Raw genomic sequence first — 18,856 nt, 5'->3', positions numbered from 1 at the left:
TGCCTCCCGTGAGTAAGAACACGGTAGACGTCGTCCTGATCGGCGGTGGTGTCATGAGCGCCACCCTGGGCACCCTGATCAAGGAGGTGCAGCCCGATTGGTCCATTGAGATCTTCGAGTCGCGCACGCAGGTCGCGACCGAGAGCTCCAACGCGTGGAACAACGCGGGCACGGGGCACGCCGCGCTCTGCGAACTCAACTACATGCCCGAGGGCAAGGACGGAAGTCTGTCGGCCGCGAAGGCGATCGAGATCAACGAGCAGTTCCAGCTGTCGCGCAGGTGGTGGTCGACGCTCGTCAAGCGCGGGATCCTGCGCGAGCCGTCGTCCTTCATCAACCCGACCCCGCACATGACCTTCGTCACCGGTGAGGCAAACGTCGACTACCTGCGTCGCCGCTACGAGCTCCTGAAGAAGGAACCCCTGTTCGCTGACCTCGAGTTCAGCGACGATCCCGAGGTCATCGCCGAGTGGGCTCCCCTTCTCATCGACCGACGCGCCAAGGACCAGGTCTTCGCGGCCACCCGCTCCGAGAGCGGCACCGACGTCGACTTTGGTGCCGTCACCCACCAGCTCATTGACCACCTCGTGCGCGAGGGAGCGAAGCTGAACCTCGGCACCGAGGTGCGCAAGCTTCGCCGCCGCTCAGACGGCACCTGGGACGTCTTCACCCGCAACCGCTCGGGCTACGGCCGCCGCGTGGTCAACGCGAAGTTCGTCTTCGTCGGCGCGGGCGGCGGGGCCCTCCACCTGCTGCAGTCCTCGAAGATCCCCGAGATCAAGGGCTTCGGCGGATTCCCGATCAGCGGCAAATTCCTGAAGACGGACAACCCCGAGATCGTGCGCGAGCACAAGGCGAAGGTGTACGGCAAGGCCGCGGTCGGCGCGCCCCCGATGTCGGTGCCCCACCTCGACACCCGCGTCGTCGACGGCAAGGAGGCCATCCTCTTCGGGCCCTACGCCGGCTTCAGCCCGAACTTCCTCAAGAAGGGCTCGTGGTGGGATCTGCCCGGGTCGATCCGCCTCCACAACCTCGGCCCCATGATCAAGGTTGGCCTCACGCAGTGGTCGCTCGAGAAGTACCTGCTCGGCGAGCTCCTCGCGAGCCGCGAGAAGCAGATGGACACGCTCCGCGAGTACATGCCGACGGCCCGCACCGAGGACTGGGAGATGATCACCGCAGGTCAGCGCGTGCAGGTAATGAAGAAGGACCCCGAGAAGGGCGGGATCCTCCAGTTCGGCACCGAGGTCATCACCGGCGCCGACGGTACGATCGCCGGCCTCCTCGGCGCCTCGCCCGGGGCCTCGACCGCGGTGCACGCCATGCTCGGCGTGCTGCAGAAGTGCTTCCCGGAGCAGTTCGAGAATTCCTGGCGCAAGACCTTCCAGGAGCAGGTGCCGTCGTTTGGCGAGGGCGTCAACCACGATCCCGCCGCCGCCGCGAAGTCGCTCGCCGAGACCGCCGAGACGCTCGGCCTCGTGCGCGACCCCGCGCCGAAGCAGGTCGAGGCGTAGCCCGCCCCTCCTCCGCTGAGGTCCCTTCGCCCCTCCGGACGAGGGGACCTTGGCGTTTCCGCGGCTCCCGCCGCCCGCCCGCCGCCCGCGCCGCCGCCCGCCGCCGCCGTCCGCCGCCGCCGCCCGCCGGGTTGAGTTGACCGAAAGTGTCGCATTTTGCGTTCCAGGTGAGAGTTTGGGTCAACTCAAGGGTCCGCTGCCGGATCCTGCGGGCGGGCCCGCGGTTGAGTTGACCCAAAGTGACGCATTCTGCGTTCCAGGGGAGAGTTTGGGTCAACTCAAGTCCGGGGCTCAGGCCCCGGGGCCAGCCAGCGACAGCGCCGCCGCGCTCAGTCGGCGAGGAGCTCCTCCAGGAACGCGGCCGTATCCTCCCAGCCCTCGACCGCGCGGCAGGGCACGCCGAGCGCCTTCACCGGGTAGTCGTTGCCGTCGGGATCGAGGCGATCGCCGACGAAGAGCATCGACGCGAGTGGGATCCCCGTCGCGGCCTCGAGTTTCCGCATGCCGTACGCTTTGTCGATCCCGCGCCGCGTGATGTCGACCGACGTCGAGCCGCCGCTGCGCACCTCGAGCGCCGGCAGCAGTTCCGCGACCGCGGCCCGCAGCGCGTTCTTGCGCGAGCCGTCCGGATCCCAGGCCTGCTTCGCGGCGACGGGCGCCCGCTGCCCGAGCGCGGAGAAGGTGACCTGCGAGCCGCGATCCTCGAGGATTTCGCCCCAGGGCTCCGGCTCCCAGAGCCCGAGCCGCTCGGCCGACGTGCGCAGCGCGGCCATCGCGGCATCGCGCTCATCGGGGGAAAGGTTTTCGCGGTAGACCGTCGCCCACGCGCCGTTCTCGCGCCGCTCGTAGCGGGTGCCGCAGGTCGGCAGCAGGTGGAGGCGAGTGAGTGCTTCCTCGGAGAGCCCGGCGTGCGCGTCGAGCCGGTCGAGCAGCTGCGCCTGGAACTGCTCGAAGTTGCCGCCCGAGATGACGGCGACCTGGGTGCGCGCGAGCAGCCCCGCGAACGCCGCCAGCATGCGCGGCTCGACCGGGGACTTCGACGGCGCGAGCGTATCGTCGAGGTCGAATGCGACGAGCGGCGGGATCCCGCTCACTCGTTTGCCCCGGGGGCGCTGGCGGCCTCGATGTCGGGCATCGAGGTCGAGTTCGCGTAGAAGCGGACGTCGACGCGCTCGAGGCCCGTGCCCTCGAAGATGATGCGGTACGTGCCCGCCATCGGGACCTGTGCCTCCTGCAGATCGAAGATCATCGGGATGTAGCCGAAGGAGTCGCTGCTGCCGCCGAGGCTGAAGGTGCCGTCGACGGCGAAGATCTCGCCGCCCCCGACCGCCGGCTCGCAGCGCGCGCGAAACGAGCGCTCGGCGTTGCCGCGGCGGGCCTCGTCCTCGTCGTACTCGACCACGACTACGAGCGAGGCGCCGAGCTTCGCCGGGTACTCGGCGCGGTTGATCGTGTTGATGAAGCCGGAGAGCACGCCGAGCGTTCCCTCTCGCACGTTCGCCGCGTCCGCGAGAAAAGCCGCCGCAACCCGCATGGTCACCTCCGGGGTCGTCCGTTCCAGTGTTCCCACTCTGCCACAGCGCCGGGGCGGCAAGGCTGGGGATCGGGATGAGGATCGGAATCGGGATCAGGATCCGGATCGCGACCGGAATCCGGATCCCGATCCGGATCCGGGCCCGCCCCCGGATCCCGGCACCGGACCGGGGATAAGCTAGTCAGGTGACGCGACACTTTCTCCGAGACGATGATCTGAGCCCCGCCGAGCAGAGCGAGGTGCTCGAGCTCGCCGCGCGACTGAAGCGCGAGCCGTTCTCGGAGCGACCGCTCGAGGGCCCGCGCTCCGTCGCGATCTTCTTCGACAAGACCTCGACGCGCACGCGCTTCAGCTTCGCGGCGGGCACGGCGGAACTCGGCGGCCAGCCGATCATCGTGAACCCGGGCGAGGCCCAGCTCGGCGCGAAGGAGTCGATCTCCGACACCGCGAAGGTGCTCTCGCGCATGGTCGCCGCGATCGTGTGGCGCACCTACGATCACGCGGGTCTCGAGGAGATGGCGGGGAGCGCGACCGTGCCGGTCATCAACTCGCTCTCCGACGACTTCCACCCTTGCCAGATCCTCGCGGACCTGCAGACGATCCGCGAGCAGAAGGGCGAGCTTAAGGGCCTGGTCGCGACGTACGTCGGCGACGCGGCGAACAACATGGGCCACTCCTACCTGCTCGGGTTCGCGACCGCGGGCATGCACATCCGGGTCGCGGGCCCCGAGGGCTACCACCCGCGCGCAGACATCATCGAGGACGCGCGCCGGATCGCCGCCGAGACGGGCGGCAGCGTCGAGCTCTTCACGGACCCGGCAGAGGGCGTGCGCGGCGCCGACGTCGTGATCACCGACACCTGGGTGTCGATGGGTCAGGAGGCCGAGAAGGCCGCCCGGATCAGCACCTTCGCGGCGTACCGCGTGACCCCCGAGCTGATGTCCGAGGCGAAGCCCGACGCGATCTTCCTGCACTGCCTCCCCGCGTATCGCGAGTACGAGGTCGCCCCCGAGGTGATCGACGGCCCGCAGAGCGTCGTGTGGGACGAGGCCGAGAACCGCGTGCACGCGCAGAAGGCCCTGATGGCCTGGCTGCTCGCGCAGGGCTGATCCGGATCCAGGGCCCGGCCAGGCTAGTCTTGAGGGGTGACTGACGCGAACGTGAATTCCCCCGCAGGCAACCCGGCCGAAGGCGCCGGAACGGACGAGCACGGCAACCGCGCCGCCGAGGCCGGAGCGCTGTGGGGCGGGCGATTCGCGAGCGGGCCGTCGCCCGCGCTCGCGGCACTCTCGAAGTCGACGCAGTTCGACTGGGTGCTCGCGGACTACGACATTCGCGGCTCGAAGGCGCACGCGACGGCGCTCGCCGCCGCCGGGTACCTCACGGCCGACGAGCTGCGCGACATGCGCGCCGGGCTCGACGAGCTCGCCGCCCGCGTGGCCGACGGCCGCGCCGTGCCCGCCGAGGACGACGAGGACGTGCACTCGGCGCTCGAGCGCCTGCTCATCGAGATCGTCGGCGTGCAGCTCGGCGGCAAGCTGCGCGCTGGCCGCAGCCGAAACGACCAGATCGCGACGCTGGTCCGGCTCTACCTGCTCGAGCACACCGCGGTGATCCGGGGCATGCTGCTCGACCTGCTCGACGCGATCGCGGAGCAGGCGGGGAAGCACCCGGAGGCGATCCTGCCCGGTCGCACCCACCTGCAGCACGCGCAGCCGGTGCTCCTCGCGCACCAGCTCGCGGCCCACGCCTGGCCGATCGTGCGCGACCTCGAGCGGCTGCGCGACTGGTCGGTGCGCGCGAGCGCCTCGCCCTACGGCGGGGGAGCGCTCGCCGGATCCTCGCTCGGGCTCGATCCGCGGCTCGTGGCCGAGGAGCTCGGCCTCGGCGATCCGCTCGAGAACTCGATCGACGGCACCGCGGCGCGCGACGTCGTCGCGGAGTTCGCGTTCATCTGCGCGCAGATCGGGATCGATCTCTCCCGCCTGAGCGAGGAGATCATCATCTGGAACACGAAGGAGTTCGGCTTCGTGCGGCTGCACGACGGCTACTCGACGGGCTCGTCGATCATGCCGCAGAAGAAGAACCCCGACATCGCGGAGCTCGCGCGCGGCAAGTCCGGGCGCCTGATCGGGAACTTGACCGGGCTGCTCGCGACGCTGAAGGGGATGCCGCTCGCGTACAACCGCGACCTGCAGGAGGACAAGGAGCCGATCTTCGACTCGGTCGCGCAGCTCGAGGTGCTGCTGCCCGCCTTCACCGGGATGGTCGCGACCATGAGCTTCGATACCGCCCGCATGGCGGAGCTCGCGCCGCAGGGCTTCTCGCTCGCGACCGACGTCGCGGAGTGGCTCGTGAAGCAGGGCGTGATCTTCCGGGACGCGCACGAGATCTCGGGGGAGCTCGTGCGGTACTGCGAGGAGCGCGGGATCGAGCTGCACGAGCCGAGCGACGCGGAGCTCGCGGAGGTGTCGCCCCACCTGACCCCGGGCGTGCGCGACGTGCTCACGATCGAGGGCTCCGTCAACTCGCGCACGGGCGCCGGCGGCACGGCGCGCGTCCGGGTCGACGAGCAGCTCGCGACTCTGGCAACCCGCATCAAGGAATTCCGCGCCTAGCCGCCCCAACACCCCCGCCCACCTTGCCGGTTCTGCGCTCGATGTGCGATTTATCCGCGATAAACACCGCAGGTGGGGCAGAACCGGCAAGGTGGGGAGGGGCGGTGAGTCTGGGAGCGGAGCGGGCGCGGTACGATGGCAGGCGTGTCTGCAGTGAATGATCGCACCGAGCTCCTGGCCGCCCAGCACAACGACGAGACCTTCGCCACCCTGTGGGAAGAGCTCGAGTGGCGCGGCCTCATCCACGTCTCGACCGACCCCGAGGCGCTCTCCGAGCTCCTCGAGGGCGATCCCTTCACGTATTACTGCGGCTTCGACCCGACGGCCGCGAGCCTGCACCTCGGCCACCTGGTGCAGCTCCTGCTCATGCGCCGGATCCAGCTCAAGGGCCACCACCCGCTCGGCCTCGTCGGCGGATCCACCGGCCTCATCGGCGACCCGCGCCCGACCGCCGAGCGCACCCTGAACTCGCGCGAGACCGTGGCCCAGTGGGTCGAGTCGCTCGGCGAGCAGGTGTCCCGCTACCTGAGCTTCGAGGGTGACAACGCCGCGCGGCTCGTCAACAACCTCGACTGGACGGCGCCGCTCTCGGCGATCGACTTCCTGCGCGAGATCGGCAAGCACTTCCGGGTCGGCACGATGATCAAGAAGGACATCGTGGCGAAGCGCCTGAACTCGGACGAGGGCATCAGCTACACCGAGTTCAGCTACCAGATCCTGCAGGGCCTCGACTTCCTCGAGCTGTTCCGCCAGTACGGCTGCCGCCTGCAGTCGGGCGGAAGCGACCAGTGGGGCAACCTGACGAGCGGCACCGAGCTGATCCGCAAGGTCGAGGGCGAGTCGGCCCACGCGATCGGCACCCCGCTCATCACGAACGCCGACGGCACGAAGTTCGGCAAGAGCGAGGGCAACGCGATCTGGCTGAACCCCGAGATGTGCTCGCCCTACGCCTTCTACCAATTCTGGCTCAACCAGGCTGACGCCGACGTGGTGGATCGCCTCAAGGTGTTCACGTTCCTGAGCCGCGCCGAGATCGAGGACTACGCGCGCCAGGTCGCCGAGGAGCCCTTCAAGCGCGCCGCGCAGAAGCGGCTCGCGGTCGAGGTGACGACCCTTGTGCACGGCGCCGAGGCGACGCAGGGCGCGATCGACGCGTCCGAGGCGCTTTTCGGTCGCGGCGATCTCGCGGCCCTCGACGCCGCGACGCTCGCCGCCGCGCTCGAGGCGCTTCCGCAGGCCCGGGGCGGGGAAGGCGCGCTCGTGGCGCAGCTGCTCGTCGACGCCGAGCTCGTGAAGAGTCTGGGCGAGGCGCGCCGCGCCATCGCACAGGGCGGCGTCTACATCAACAATGTCCAGGTCACGGCCGAGGATCAGGCGCTCGCCGCCGACGATCTCCTGCACGGCTCCCACGCCGTGCTCCGGCGCGGCAAGAAGACGCTCGCGGGGGTCGTCGCCGCCTAGCGCGGCCCGGCGCCGGATCCCGATCCGGATCCGGGCCCGGCGCCGGATCCTGGCCCAGCGCCGGATCCCGGGATCCGGTCGCCCTCGCCGTACTGCTCCTTCAGGATCCGCAGGTTCGCCCACGACTGGATCCGGGCGACCTCGGGGAGCGAGCGGAGCCGGTCGGCGAGCGCGAGGAGCTGCTCGTTGCTGTCGGCGGAGAGCGTCACGATGAGGTCGAATCCGCCGGCCGCGATCGCGACGAACTCCGGCTCGAGCTCGCGGATCCGCGCGAGCGCATGCGACACGCTCCCGTGCACCTGCACGCCGACGCCGAGCGTTGGAGCCTCGTGGCCGCTCCCGCGGGCGGGGATGCCGACGACCTTGACGGCGCCGTTCCGGGTGAGCCGGCCGAGCCGCAGGCGGGCGCCGCTGGGCGAGATCCCCGCGGCCTCGCCGAGCTCCCCGAACGTCGCGCGCCCGTCCTCCTGGAGCCGCCGCACGATCGCGCGATCCGCGTCGTCGATCCGGAGCGTGACCCTGCCGGTGCGGAGCGGGGAGAAGAGGTTGACCTCGATGCTCTCGTAGAGGTGCAGGCGCACCTCGCGGACGTGCGGGAGCTGCCGGATCCGGTCGACGGTGGTGCGCAGGTGCGGGTCGGCGCCCACCCGCAGCTCGGCGTCGATCGCGTAGTTTCCGCTGATCTCGGCAACGAACGTGGTCTCCGGCATGTCGCAGAGGGCGCGGCGGGCCGGATCGATGGGCCCGTCGACGTCGATCTGCAGGTAGGCGAAGCGCTCGTGGCCGAGCAGGTCCGGGCTGATGGAGACCGTGATCCGGAGCTCGCCCCTCGCGAGGGCCTGCTGCACGATCTGCGTGACCTGTCGTCTGGTGGCGCCGTGGCGCTGCGCGATTCGCGCGAGGCTCGCGCGGCCGTCGGCTCGCAGCTCGCGGAAGACGTGGGCGCGGAGCTCGTCGAACTCCTCGATGTCACGCGCCCGGGGCACCAATTCTCGCTGGGGCATGCTGGTCATTTTGGCATGATTCAGGCTCTCGTGATCCCGTTTCATTCGCATTGTGGTGCAAACGGATGCAAAATCGCAGAATCTGCCGGATCGCCCTGCGGTTTCGTTTGCTTGACCCCGGCACGGATCCCTAGGCTGACCTGGAATTACACAGGAGTGATGGTGGGACTCACAAGGAGGTCGGACCCCGATGGCAGCATCGACAGAGCTTGACACTGAGCTCGAACAGGAACTTGAACGGCGCCTCGCCGAGATCGAGGCGAACGAGACGGGGGATCCCGTGCACGCGGCGCTCAGCGGCCGCAGCCTCGCCCTCTTCTTCGGCGTCGCCGCGGCGATCGTGGCGCTTTCCGTCCTGGGTGTCGCACTGTGAGCGCGGCAGGCAAGCAGCCGGCGGCGACGAAGCAGAGTGCCGAGCAGGACGTCGCCAAGGAGGCGACCTACGGCTCCTTCCCGCTCCTCAAGCGGGAACGCAGCTGGAGCGCCGGCGACTTCAGCTGGGTGACCCTGAGCCTCGCGATCGCCACGTGGGCCTTCCTCACCGGCGGTTCGACCGTGCTGCTCGTCGGCTTCACCGACGGCATCGCCGCGATGCTCATCGGCAACAGCATCGGGCTCGCGATCATGGCGCTCGGCAGCGTCGTGCTGAGCCAGCGCCTCGGCGTGGAGCAGTACCGCGCCCTGAAGTCGGTCTTCGGCATCGTGGGCGTCGGGATCGTGGTTTTCGTCATCGTCCTGCTGATCGAGATGGGCTGGACCTCGCTGCTCGGCGTTATGTTCGGGCGGGCGTTCTCCGAGATCTCGAACCAGGCGTTCGGCACGAGCTTCGATCAGTTCGGCCCGCTCGTCACGGTGTTCGCGCTCCTGGCGATCTTCGTCGGCTGGATCGTCCTCGCGCGCGGTCCCGTGACGATCAGCAAGCTGAATCGCTTCGTCGCGCCCGGCCTCCTCGTGATCGTCGCGCTCATGATGGTGCTGCTCATGACCCAGTTCACCTGGGGCGAGCTGCTCGCGGCCGAGCCCGTCGCGCCCTTCCCCGACGAGCAGCTGAACTTCATGATGGCCGTCGAGTTCAACCTGGGCGCCGGCCTCTCGTGGTGGCCGGTCATGGGCACGCTGTCGCGGCTGACCCGCGGCCCGCGCGCGGCGCTCTGGCCCTCCTATCTGGGGATCCTCGTCGGCACCGTCGTCGCGCAGATCGTCGGCATGGCGGCGGGTCTCCTGCTCGGCGAGGCGGATCCGACCACCTGGATGGTGCCGCTCGGAGGCCCCGTGCTCGGCGTGCTGACGCTGCTGTTCGTCGGCTTCGCGAACGTGACGAGCATGGCGTCCATCGCCTACTCGACGGTGCTCGCGGTGAAGCAGTCGAGCGGCAAGGCCCTCTCGCGGATGCGCTGGCCGCTCCTCGCGGCGGCGTTCCTCGCGCTGCCCGCGGTGCTGAGCTTCTTCCCCGCCTTCATGTACGAGCAGTTCATGACCTTCGTCGTGGTCTCGGGGGCGTTCATCGCGGCGCTCTGCGGCGTGATCATCGCCGACTACTTCATCCTCCGCCGCCAGGTCGTGCCGCTCCGCGCGCTCTACGCGTCTGGCCCGCAGGATCCGCTCCGCTTCACCGGCGGGGTGAACGTCGCCGCGCTCCTCTCGGTCGCGATCTCCTCGGCGTTCTATCTCTGGGTGTACAACCCGATCACACTCGAGACGCAGGGGATATTCCGCTACGCGACCGCCACGATCCCCGCGGTGCTCATCGCGATCGTCTGCTACCTGGTGCTCAACACCCTCCTGTATGTGCGGCGTGGCCGCGGCGCGTACGGGCAGCCTGACCTCTTCGCGGCCGCCGGAAGGAAGTAACGATGACGGAACAGCTCCAGGTGCGTGCGGCGGTCTACCGGGGGGATCCCGACGGCCGGCTCGCGGTCGAGCAGCTCCGCCTGGACCCGCCGGCGCACGGCGAGGTCCGGATCCGGGTGCGCGCGGCGGGGGTGTGCGGCTCCGACCGGCACGTGATCGACGGCGAGTGGCAGGTGCCGATGCCCGCGGTCATGGGGCACGAGGCGGCCGGCGTCGTCGAGGCGATCGGCCAGGGGGTGCGGGATCTGGCTCCCGGGGACCACGTCATCGTCGCCTGGCATCAGGCGTGCCAGCGCTGCGCCGAGTGCACGGGCGGCAAGCCGTGGGCCTGCACGCGCGTTCGCTCGAACGACTCGCAGCTGCCCGACGGCACGACCCGCTGGCACGACGCTGACGGCGCGGAGGCGTGGCCGTATCTCGCGGTCGGCGCGATGAGCGAGTGCATCGTCGTACCCGACTTCGCCGCGATCAAGGTGGACGACCGGGTGCCGTTCGACGTCGCGAGCCTGATCGGCTGCTCGGCCGGCACCGGCTTCGGGGCCGTCGCGAACAACGCCGCGGTGCAGCCGGGGGAGTCGGCCGTCGTGGTCGGCGCGGGCGGGGTCGGGATGTCGATCATCTCCGCGCTCAGGCTCGCCGGGGCGAACCCCATCATCGCGGTCGACGTCTCGGGGGAGAAGCTCGCGGAGGCTCGCCGCGCCGGCGCGACCCACGGGCTCCTCGCCGGCGCAGGCCTCGCGGCCGGGGTCGCCGAGCTCACGGGCGGCGGGGCGAACGTGGCGTTCGAGGCCATCGGCCGCGTCCAGACCATGCAGGAGCTTCCCGACCTCATCAGGCCGGGCGGCCGCGCGGTCTTCGTCGGCCTGCCTCCCGAGGGCCAGGAGCTCCGGATCGACGGACTGCAGCTCGCCTACGACGGCAAGACGATCATCGGCTCGAACTACGGTGGGCTCGTGCCCGCGCGCGACTTTCCGCGGATCGCCGACGCGTACCTCGCGGGGGAGCTGCCGCTCGACGGGCTGATCAGCGCGCGTGCAACACTGGATGATGTCAACGATGCCTTCGACGCGATGCGGCGCGGCGAGCGGACCCGCACGGTGATCTTGTTCGACGGCGACGGCGACGAAGAATGATGCGCCGGGCCGGCGCGCTGTGTGAGAGGAATCCCAGGTGAAGATCGCACTCCTGCAGGCCGAGGCGGCCCCGCTCGACATCGAGGCGAACCTCGGGGCCGTCCGGGACGCCGCGGCCGAGGCGCGCGCCGCCGGCGCGGAACTCCTGCTCACGCCTGAGCTCTTCGTCAGTGGCTACGCCCCGCGCGAGCTCGCGGGCTGGCTGACCCCCGAGCGGGTCGAGGCGATCCCGCGGCGGCTCGCTGAGCTCGCGGCGGGATCCGGGATCGCGGTCGCCGCGAGCTTCCCGCTCGCGCGCCCGGACGGCAGCTTCGCGATCGCGGCCGGCCTGTGGGACGCCGCGGGAGCCGAGGTGCTGCGCTACGAGAAGGTGCACCTGTGGGGCGACGAGGAGCCGCTCGCCTTCGCGCCGGCCGCCCCGGATCTCGCCCCCGCGGTCGCCGACTGGAACGGCCGCCGCGTCGCGTTCCAGATCTGCTACGACATTGAGTTCCCGGAGCCCGCCCGCTTCCTCGCGGAGCGCGGCGCCGACCTGCTGCTCGTGCCGACCGCGATCGACGGCAACTCCGCCTACGTGCCCGAGGTCCTGATCCGGGCGCGGGCCGCGGAGAACGCGCTCGTGGTGGCCTACGCGGATCACGCGCGGGCGGCCGATGCCGGGGCGGATCCGGCCGCAGGTTTTGCTGGGCTCAGCATTGTCGCGGGCCGCGAGGGGCGCGTGCTCGCCGCGGCCGGTGCGGGCCCCGAGCTGCTGCTCGCGGAGATCCCGGATCCCGCGCCGATCGCCGCTGGCACCGCCGACTATCTCGCGGATCGCCGCGGCGACGCCTACTCGGCGTGGGAGAGCGGGGAGAGCGAGGAGAGCGGGGCGGCCGAGCGCCCCGGCCTCAGCTCCCGCCCGTGACCTTGATCTCGGCGCCCGTCGTGTAGCTGGCCTCGTCGCTCATGAGGTAGGCGACGGCGGCCGCGACCTCCTCGGGGCGGCCGGCGCGGCCCATCGGGATCCGGCCGGCGCGCTCGGTCACGGCGTTCGGCTGGCCGCCGGCCGCGTGGATCTCGGTGTCGGTCGTGCCGGGGGAGACCGTGTTGACGCGCACGCCCTGGGCGGCGAACTCCCTGCTCGCGCCGAGCGTCAGGGCGTTCGTCGCGGCCTTGCTCATCGCGTAGGGGATGTAGACGCCGCCGGCCCCGTGCGACGCGGCGCTGCTCGAGACGTTGACGATCGCGCCGCCACGGCCGCCCCGCGCCGTCGACATGTGGGCGAGCGCGGCCTGGGTGACGAGGATCTGCGAGAGCGTGTTCAGGCGGAAGACCGCCTCGATCTCGTCGCGCGGGGCGTCGAGGAAGCCCCCGATGCGGCCTGTGATCCCGGCGTTGTTGACGAGCCCCGTGACGGCGCCCATCGCCGCGACGGCGCGGCCGACGAGTCCCTCGGCGCGGTCGAGATCGGAAAGGTCGATCCGCTCGAGCTCGACGCGCGCGCCGAGCTCGCGGCACGCGGCCGCGACCCGCTCGGCCTCGGCGGCGCGCTCGCGGTAGGTGAGGAAGAGGTCGTGACCGTCGGCCGCGAGGCGCCGCGCCACGGCGGCGCCGATCCCGCGGCTCCCGCCCGTGACGATCGTGACGGGTCGCTCGTTCGCCACGCCGCTCACGCCGATCCGCTCCACGCCGCGGGCACGAGCACCCACGCGATCTCGGCGCCCTCGGGACCCGTGCGCCAGGTGTGAGGGGTGCGCCCCGGGAACGTCAGGGTGTCGCCCGCCGCGGCCACGATCAGGCGGTCGGCGAACACGACCTCGACCGCGCCCGAGAAGACGAGGAGCGCCTCGACCGTGCAGTTGACGGTGTAGAGGTCGTCGCCGCCGTTCGCGTTGGGGGCGAGGGTGGAGCGGAGCACCTGCACGTTCTCCTCCGAGCGCGGGGTGACGAGGCGCTCGTCGGCGCCGACCCCGCCCATGTTGATGCGCGGCGCGTCCGCGACGGCGATCTTCTGCACGTCGGGCTCCTCAAAGAGGCTCCCGATCGGGAGCGAGAGCGCCTGGCAGATCTGCACGAGTGTCGGCACGCTCGGCAGGGTGTCGTCGCGCTCGATCCGGCTCAGGAAGCCCTTCGTGAGCCCGCTCGCCTGGGCGAGCTGCTCGAGTGTGAGGCTCTGGGCCCTGCGTGAGGCGCGCAGCCGCGCCCCGATCCGCACGGGGGCCTCCGCGGCTGTGGGGTGAATCGCTCGCATAGTGTGCCTCTCGACGGGACGATCGGAAGGTGATCGCTGCGATCCGGCGCCGCGTGGCGTCGCGTTGACCGGGCCGCGGGACCAGCCTATAGTGAGAGCTGAGTTCACTCACAGGACTCACTTGTTTACTAATTGAAAACTTACCTGACAAAGGGGGAATTGTGTCAGATCACACGCCTCAGGGCCCGGTGGACGCGAGCCTGACGCCGCGCTACGCGGGGATCGCGACCTTCGCCAAGCTGCCGCGGATCGAGGATGTGCCCGCGGCAGACATCGCCGTCGTGGGTGTGCCCTTCGACACCGGCGTGAGCTTCCGCCCCGGCGCCCGCTTCGGCCCCGCGCACGTGCGTGAGGCATCGCGCCTGCTCCGCCCGTACAACCCCGCGCAGGACGTGTCTCCGTTCGCCCTCAAGCAGGTCGTCGACGCCGGCGACATCGTCGCGAACCCCTTCAACCTCACCGAGGCCGTCGACCAGATCGACGCGGCCGCGACCGAGCTCGGCGAGAAGGTCGACAAGATCGTCACGATCGGCGGCGACCACACGATCGCGCTCCCGCTGCTGCGCGCGATCAACAAGAAGCACGGGCCTGTCGCGGTCCTCCACTTCGACGCGCACCTCGACACGTGGGACACCTACTTCGGCGCCCCCACGACGCACGGCACCCCCTTCCGCCGCGCGTCCGAGGAGGGCCTCATCGACATGACCGCCTCCATGCACGGCGGCATCCGGGGCCCGCTCTACGGCAAGGGCGACCTCGAGGACGACGTCGAGCTCGGCTTCCAGATCGTCACGACCGAGTTCGTCGAGGAGAACGGCGTCCCCGCCGCGCTCGACAAGATCCGCGCGCGCGTCGGCGACAAGCCGCTCTACATCTCGATCGACATCGACGTGCTCGATCCGTCCCACGCCCCCGGCACCGGCACCCCCGAGGCCGGCGGGCTCACGAGCCGCGAGATGCTCCGCATCATCCGCGGGCTCGCCGATCTCAACATCGTCGGAGCCGACGTCGTCGAGGTCGCCCCCGCGTATGACCACGCCCAGATCACCGCGGTCGCCGCGAGCCACGTCGTGTACGAGCTCGTGAGCGCCATGGCCGCGCGCGGCTAACGCCCAAGCGTTTCCCGCAGCACCACCCCAGCGATCCGCGTTCGTTCAGTCCCGCCACGAGCTGGCGACCTGAGCCAACGCGGATCGCTGTGTGTTTTCGGGCCCCGGATCAGGATCCGGATCCCGCACCGCAGTTCCGAGCCCCGGCTCGAGTCCAAAGGAGTACCCCGATGTCCCCGTCCATGTCCACACGCACGCCGAGCGAGGCCGAAGTCCTCGCCGCGGCCGACGCCATCATCGAGGCCTTCGCCGCGACCGACACCGCGGCCTACTTCGCGGGCTTCGCGCCCGACGCGTCATTCATCTTCCACCCGGAACCCGCGCGGCTCGACTCCCGCGCCGCCTACGAGCAGCTGTGGGCCGGCTGGCTCGCGAGCGGCTGGAAGGTCACCGCCTGCAGCTCGACCGACCGCCTCGTGCAGGTGTTCCCCGGCGGCGCCGTGTTCAGCCACACCGTCGCGACGAGCATCGACTCGGCCGACGGCCCCGACTCCTACGTCGAGCGGGAGAGCATCATCTTCCGCGTCGACGACGCGGGATCCGGACTCGTCGCGATCCACGAGCACCTCTCGACCGTCCCCGCCGAGGAGGCCGCAGCGTGAGCACCCCCGAAACGATGGCCGTCAACCTCGACGGCCACGACGACTCCGCCGGGCCCGTCCGCGGCACGCAGGGCCTGCTCCGGATCGGGATGATCTGGCTCGCGGCGAACCTCGTCGTGACGACGCTCCTCACGGGCACCCTCTTTGTTCCCGCCGTGTCGTTCGGGACCGCGAGCCTCATGATCGTGCTCGGCACGCTCATCGGCGTCGTCGTGCTCGTGCTCGTCGGCAACATGGGGACGCGCACGGGCCTCCCGACGATGGCGCTCACGCGCGGCTCGTTCGGGATCCGGGGCAGCGTGATTCCCGCGGCGGCGAACCTCATCATCCTCATGGGGTGGAGCTGGGTGCAGGCGATGCTCGCGGGCGTCACCGTGAACTACCTCGTGCACGAGGCGACCGGCTTCTCGAACCCGATGCTCTTCTCCGCGATCTGCCAGGGCATCGTAGTCGTGCTCGCGATCTTCGGCCACACCGGGATCTCCCGCGTGGAGCCCTGGCTCGCGCTCGCGATCCTCATCGTCATGGGCTTCGTGTTCGCGGCCGCCTTCGGGGCGTTCAGCCCGGCGGAGTTCGGCGCGATCCCGGTCGACGCCTCCCTCGGCGGCACGCCCTTCATCACCCTCGACATGGTGATCGCGACCGCGATCTCCTGGACGGTGCTCTCGGCCGACATGAACCGGCACGCGAAGAACAGCACCGCCGGGATCGTGGGATCCGGCGTCGGCTACACCCTCTCCACCTCGATCGCGATGTTCCTCGGACTCGTCGCCTTCAGCGCGGTGCTCCTGCGCGGACACGAGGCCGCGCCGTTCGACCCCTCCGTGATCGTGGGTGAGTTCGGCTGGCCGCTGGGGATCGCGATCTTCCTCTCCGTCATGGCGACGAACTCGATGGTCGTGTTCGGCATGGTGACCTCGGTCGTGAACGCGCAGTCGCGCTGGCACCTGAAGTTCCTGCCGACGGCGCTCGTGCTCGGCGTGATCTCGGTGATCGGCTCGACCTTCCTCGGGCTCCTCAACCAGTTCACCGACTTCCTGTTCGTCATCAGCGCGTTCTTCGTGCCGGTGTTCGCGATCATGATCGCCGACTACTACCTGCTGAAGCGCCGGGGCTACTCGCGGCAGATCCTGCACGAGCGGCCCGAGAGCCGCTACTGGTACACGGGCGGCGTCAACTGGGTGGCCGTAGGGGTGTGGGTGTTCGGCGCCGCACTCTCCTATGTGCTCGCGTATGTCGCGCCGAGCCCGATCGGGGCGAACATCCCCGCCTTCGCGGTGAGCTTCCTCCTCTACCTCGGGCTCATGCTCGCGTTCGGGCGGAAGCCGCGCGCCGGCGGGCTGCGGGATCCCCGCGACGCCGAGCCGGTTGGGCACCTGCTCGACGGGGCCGAGGAGACCTCGGTGCTGCGCGTCGGGGGGTAGGGGGTCGCTGGCCCGTTGGCGGGCTGGCCCGTTGGCGGGCTGGCCCGCTGGCGGTCTGGCCCGCTGGCGGTCTGCAGTAGCTCCGAGATCCGCGCTCGTTCACACGTTTCCTTGCCAAAGGAACGGAACGAGCGCGGATTTCTGCGTGAGTGCGCGTGTGCGGGGCGCCACAGGGGCGCGGCGCGCCCGGGATCCTGGCCCAGACGGGGAGACGAGGCAGTTTCGGGCCGGTTTCGGGCAGCTGTCGCTGCGGTGTCCAATTGGGGGCCGAAAGCAAAAACCGCGGAATCATGCGGCGACACGCCCGGGATCAGGGCGAAGCTTGCAGGGGGGTGGTGATCCGCGTAATGTATTCCCTTGTCAGCGCGACGCAGCCGGACTGGGAAACGGTCCGGCCATTAGCTTGCGCTTCTGAAGCCGAATGAGGCTTCGGTAAGACGGTTGCTTCTCGGAGGCCTTGGTTGGGGGTTGACGGGTGGTGTCTGGTCTTTGAGAACTCAATAGTGTGCACTTGATTGTCAAATGCCAAATTTTTTATCCCCGGCACCTTCGGGTGTTGGAGATTCCTTTTTGGATGAATAATTCGGATCGTCAGTACTGGCTCCTTTTGGGGGTTGGTTGATGGTTTTGTTTTGTTTGTCAGGTCAAACTCGCAGTTGTCTGGCTTATTCCGCTGGATGGTTGCATTTGTTTTTTACGGAGAGTTTGATCCTGGCTCAGGACGAACGCTGGCGGCGTGCTTAACACATGCAAGTCGAACGCTGAAGCCTGCAGCTTGCTGCGGGTGGATGAGTGGCGAACGGGTGAGTAACACGTGAGCAACCTGCCCTTCACTCTGGGATAAGCGCTGGAAACGGTGTCTAATACTGGATATGTCCCATCACCGCATGGTGTGTGGGTGGAAAGATTTATCGGTGGAGGATGGGCTCGCGGCCTATCAGCTTGTTGGTGAGGTAATGGCTCACCAAGGCGACGACGGGTAGCCGGCCTGAGAGGGTGACCGGCCACACTGGGACTGAGACACGGCCCAGACTCCTACGGGAGGCAGCAGTGGGGAATATTGCACAATGGGCGCAAGCCTGATGCAGCAACGCCGCGTGAGGGATGACGGCCTTCGGGTTGTAAACCTCTTTTAGTAGGGAAGAAGCGAAAGTGACGGTACCTGCAGAAAAAGCACCGGCTAACTACGTGCCAGCAGCCGCGGTAATACGTAGGGTGCAAGCGTTGTCCGGAATTATTGGGCGTAAAGAGCTCGTAGGCGGCTTGTCGCGTCTGCTGTGAAAACCCGAGGCTCAACCTCGGGCCTGCAGTGGGTACGGGCAAGCTAGAGTGCGGTAGGGGAGATTGGAATTCCTGGTGTAGCGGTGGAATGCGCAGATATCAGGAGGAACACCGATGGCGAAGGCAGATCTCTGGGCCGTAACTGACGCTGAGGAGCGAAAGCATGGGGAGCGAACAGGATTAGATACCCTGGTAGTCCATGCCGTAAACGTTGGGAACTAGATGTAGGGCCTGTTCCACGGGTTCTGTGTCGTAGCTAACGCATTAAGTTCCCCGCCTGGGGAGTACGGCCGCAAGGCTAAAACTCAAAGGAATTGACGGGGGCCCGCACAAGCGGCGGAGCATGCGGATTAATTCGATGCAACGCGAAGAACCTTACCAAGGCTTGACATATAGGAGAACGCGCCAGAAATGGTGAACTCTTTGGACACTCTTATACAGGTGGTGCATGGTTGTCGTCAGCTCGTGTCGTGAGATGTTCGGTTAAGTCCGGCAACGAGCGCAACCCTCGTCCTATGTTGCCAGCACGTTATGGTGGGAACTCATGGGATACTGCCGTGGTCAACACGGAGGAAGGTGGGGATGACGTCAAATCATCATGCCCCTTATGTCTTGGGCTTCACGCATGCTACAATGGCCGGTACAAAGGGCTGCGATACCGTAAGGTGGAGCGAATCCCAAAAAGCCGGTCTCAGTTCGGATTGGGGTCTGCAACTCGACCCCATGAAGTCGGAGTCGCTAGTAATCGCAGATCAGCAACGCTGCGGTGAATACGTTCCCGGGCCTTGTACACACCGCCCGTCAAGTCATGAAAGTCGGTAACACCCGAAGCCGGTGGCCTAACCCTTGTGGGGGGAGCCGTCGAAGGTGGGACTGGTGATTAGGACTAAGTCGTAACAAGGTAGCCGTACCGGAAGGTGCGGCTGGATCACCTCCTTTCTAAGGAGCACTCAACCCCTTTGGGGGTTGTAGGGATGGTCAGATCATCACCGAATGTGTGGTGCTGGCCGCTCATGGGTGGAACATTTGATGAGTGCTGGATTCTGCATGGTTCTGGATGAGTACGCCGCGTAAGTGGTGGGAAAGTTTGGGATG

16 protein-coding genes and 1 rRNA gene are annotated in these 18,856 nt (G+C 68.7%); 12 read left to right on the top strand and 5 right to left on the bottom strand.

The window, feature by feature from the left end; all coding sequences use genetic code 11:
- Nucleotides 1-8: 8 nt before the first annotated feature.
- On the top strand, nt 9-1,514 hold the full coding sequence (locus ACOPJ3_RS13185) for a malate:quinone oxidoreductase (protein ID WP_427869620.1): 1,506 nt from the start codon (nt 9-11) through the stop codon (nt 1,512-1,514).
- Between the two features lie 329 nt (nt 1,515-1,843).
- Here the strand turns inward: ACOPJ3_RS13185 and ACOPJ3_RS13180 are convergent, their stop codons facing one another.
- Together ACOPJ3_RS13180 and ACOPJ3_RS13175 are read right to left on the bottom strand one after the other, a co-directional pair.
- Nucleotides 1,844-2,599 carry an HAD-IIB family hydrolase gene (locus ACOPJ3_RS13180; protein WP_427871234.1) on the bottom strand — a complete coding sequence of 252 codons (756 nt, stop codon included), beginning with the start codon at nt 2,597-2,599 and terminating at the stop codon, nt 1,844-1,846.
- Between the two features lie 5 nt (nt 2,600-2,604).
- The gene (locus tag ACOPJ3_RS13175; RefSeq protein WP_427869619.1) at nt 2,605-3,048 is read right to left on the bottom strand and encodes a DUF6941 family protein; all 444 of its coding nucleotides are present in this window, start codon (nt 3,046-3,048) and stop codon (nt 2,605-2,607) included.
- Between the two features lie 185 nt (nt 3,049-3,233).
- Here ACOPJ3_RS13175 and argF point away from each other — a divergent pair, with 185 nt between their 5' ends.
- From argF to tyrS, 3 genes are all read left to right on the top strand, one after another.
- Nucleotides 3,234-4,157, top strand: a complete 924-nt coding sequence (gene argF / locus ACOPJ3_RS13170) for an ornithine carbamoyltransferase (protein ID WP_427869618.1) — start codon at nt 3,234-3,236, stop codon at nt 4,155-4,157.
- Between the two features lie 129 nt (nt 4,158-4,286).
- Nucleotides 4,287-5,666, top strand: a complete 1,380-nt coding sequence (gene argH / locus ACOPJ3_RS13165) for an argininosuccinate lyase (protein WP_427871233.1) — start codon at nt 4,287-4,289, stop codon at nt 5,664-5,666.
- A 135-nt stretch (nt 5,667-5,801) separates the two neighbouring features.
- Entirely contained in the window at nt 5,802-7,127 is a 1,326-nt protein-coding gene (tyrS, locus tag ACOPJ3_RS13160) for a tyrosine--tRNA ligase (protein WP_427869617.1), read from the top strand.
- On the opposite strand, the gene ACOPJ3_RS13155 is transcribed toward tyrS, so the two are convergent.
- Nucleotides 7,124-8,140, bottom strand: a complete 1,017-nt coding sequence (locus tag ACOPJ3_RS13155) for an Lrp/AsnC family transcriptional regulator (RefSeq protein WP_427869616.1) — start codon at nt 8,138-8,140, stop codon at nt 7,124-7,126. The two genes, tyrS and ACOPJ3_RS13155, sit on opposite strands and share 4 nt — an antisense overlap.
- Before the next feature lie 181 nt (nt 8,141-8,321).
- On the opposite strand from ACOPJ3_RS13155, the gene ACOPJ3_RS13150 reads away from it, so the two are divergent.
- From ACOPJ3_RS13150 to ACOPJ3_RS13135, 4 genes are read left to right on the top strand one after another with little or no spacing between them, the layout of a single operon-like run.
- Complete coding sequence (locus ACOPJ3_RS13150; RefSeq protein WP_427869615.1) at nt 8,322-8,504, top strand: hypothetical protein; 183 nt, start codon at nt 8,322-8,324, stop codon at nt 8,502-8,504.
- Nucleotides 8,501-9,982 (top strand): purine-cytosine permease family protein, encoded by a 1,482-nt coding sequence (locus tag ACOPJ3_RS13145; protein WP_427869614.1) that lies wholly within the window; start codon nt 8,501-8,503, stop codon nt 9,980-9,982. Before ACOPJ3_RS13150 ends, ACOPJ3_RS13145 begins: the two co-directional genes overlap by 4 nt.
- Nucleotides 9,983-9,984: 2 nt before the next feature.
- Nucleotides 9,985-11,115, top strand: coding sequence for an alcohol dehydrogenase catalytic domain-containing protein (locus ACOPJ3_RS13140; protein WP_427869613.1), 1,131 nt, complete (start codon nt 9,985-9,987; stop codon nt 11,113-11,115).
- Nucleotides 11,116-11,152: 37 nt separating this feature from the next.
- Entirely contained in the window at nt 11,153-12,019 is an 867-nt protein-coding gene (locus ACOPJ3_RS13135; protein WP_427869612.1) for a nitrilase-related carbon-nitrogen hydrolase, read from the top strand.
- On the opposite strand, the gene ACOPJ3_RS13130 is transcribed toward ACOPJ3_RS13135, so the two are convergent.
- A complete protein-coding gene (locus ACOPJ3_RS13130; protein ID WP_427869611.1) occupies nt 12,003-12,803 on the bottom strand; it encodes an SDR family NAD(P)-dependent oxidoreductase in 801 nt (266 codons plus the stop codon). The two genes, ACOPJ3_RS13135 and ACOPJ3_RS13130, sit on opposite strands and share 17 nt — an antisense overlap.
- A complete protein-coding gene (locus tag ACOPJ3_RS13125) occupies nt 12,764-13,345 on the bottom strand; it encodes a helix-turn-helix domain-containing protein (protein ID WP_427869610.1) in 582 nt (193 codons plus the stop codon). The genes ACOPJ3_RS13130 and ACOPJ3_RS13125 overlap by 40 nt, the downstream gene beginning before the upstream one ends.
- 161 nt (nt 13,346-13,506) lie before the next feature.
- Here ACOPJ3_RS13125 and speB point away from each other — a divergent pair, with 161 nt between their 5' ends.
- From speB to ACOPJ3_RS13105, 4 genes are all read left to right on the top strand, one after another.
- Nucleotides 13,507-14,454, top strand: a complete 948-nt coding sequence (speB, locus tag ACOPJ3_RS13120; protein WP_427869609.1) for an agmatinase — start codon at nt 13,507-13,509, stop codon at nt 14,452-14,454.
- 170 nt (nt 14,455-14,624) lie between these two features.
- Entirely contained in the window at nt 14,625-15,056 is a 432-nt protein-coding gene (locus ACOPJ3_RS13115) for a YybH family protein (protein WP_427869608.1), read from the top strand.
- Nucleotides 15,053-16,480 (top strand): purine-cytosine permease family protein, encoded by a 1,428-nt coding sequence (locus ACOPJ3_RS13110; protein ID WP_427869607.1) that lies wholly within the window; start codon nt 15,053-15,055, stop codon nt 16,478-16,480. Before ACOPJ3_RS13115 ends, ACOPJ3_RS13110 begins: the two co-directional genes overlap by 4 nt.
- Before the next feature lie 693 nt (nt 16,481-17,173).
- A 16S ribosomal RNA gene (locus ACOPJ3_RS13105) occupies nt 17,174-18,700 on the top strand.
- The last annotated feature ends 156 nt before the right edge of the window (nt 18,701-18,856 follow it).

The sequence above is a fragment of the Leucobacter luti genome (assembly GCF_050310065.1).
GTDB classification, from domain to species: domain Bacteria; phylum Actinomycetota; class Actinomycetes; order Actinomycetales; family Microbacteriaceae; genus Leucobacter; species Leucobacter luti_B.
Note: the sequence above shows the minus strand (reverse complement) of the source record. Positions and strands in the feature narration are given on the sequence as shown.

Bases quoted from the DNA above. Each gene is read 5' to 3' on its own strand.
- ACOPJ3_RS13150 (WP_427869615.1), top strand. From the start codon at position 8,322: ATGGCAGCATCGACAGAGCTTGACACTGAGCTCGAACAGGAACTTGAA.
- ACOPJ3_RS13115 (WP_427869608.1), top strand. From the start codon at position 14,625: ATGTCCCCGTCCATGTCCACACGCACGCCGAGCGAGGCCGAAGTCCTC.
- ACOPJ3_RS13175 (WP_427869619.1), bottom strand. From the start codon at position 3,048: ATGCGGGTTGCGGCGGCTTTTCTCGCGGACGCGGCGAACGTGCGAGAG.
- ACOPJ3_RS13155 (WP_427869616.1), bottom strand. From the start codon at position 8,140: ATGACCAGCATGCCCCAGCGAGAATTGGTGCCCCGGGCGCGTGACATC.
- tyrS (WP_427869617.1), top strand. From the start codon at position 5,802: ATGGCAGGCGTGTCTGCAGTGAATGATCGCACCGAGCTCCTGGCCGCC.
- ACOPJ3_RS13125 (WP_427869610.1), bottom strand. From the start codon at position 13,345: ATGCGAGCGATTCACCCCACAGCCGCGGAGGCCCCCGTGCGGATCGGG.
- ACOPJ3_RS13140 (WP_427869613.1), top strand. From the start codon at position 9,985: ATGACGGAACAGCTCCAGGTGCGTGCGGCGGTCTACCGGGGGGATCCC.